Source organism: Rhodobacter sp. NSM (genome assembly GCF_052244495.1).
GTDB lineage: Bacteria > Pseudomonadota > Alphaproteobacteria > Rhodobacterales > Rhodobacteraceae > Cereibacter_A.
On record NZ_JBQPXH010000076.1, the window covers coordinates 1 to 383 of the forward strand.

At 66.1% G+C, this 383-nt stretch carries 1 protein-coding gene; it reads right to left on the bottom strand.

Annotated elements, in window-relative coordinates; genetic code table 11:
- Positions 1-383, bottom strand: a 383-nt coding sequence (locus ACTVZP_RS22350) for an EF-Tu C-terminal domain-related protein (protein WP_458575428.1), incomplete at both ends; no start/stop codon positions are given.

Below are 383 nucleotides of genomic sequence, written 5' to 3' on the forward strand. Positions count from 1 at the left end.
GCGATGATTTTCGAGACGACGCCTGCGCCGACGGTGCGGCCGCCTTCACGGATGGCGAAGCGGAGCTTCTCTTCCATGGCGATCGGCGCGATCAGCTCGACGTTGAACTTCAGGTTGTCGCCCGGCATCACCATCTCGGTGCCTTCCGGCAGCTGAACGGTCCCGGTCACGTCGGTGGTCCGGAAGTAGAACTGCGGACGGTAGTTCGCGAAGAACGGCGTGTGGCGGCCGCCTTCTTCCTTGGTGAGGATGTAGGCCTCGGCCTCGAACTTCGTGTGCGGCTTCACCGAGCCCGGCTTGCAGAGAACCTGCCCGCGCTCGATGCCGTCGCGGTCCACGCCGCGCAGCAGCAGGCCCACGTTGTCGCCCGCTTCGCCCTGGTC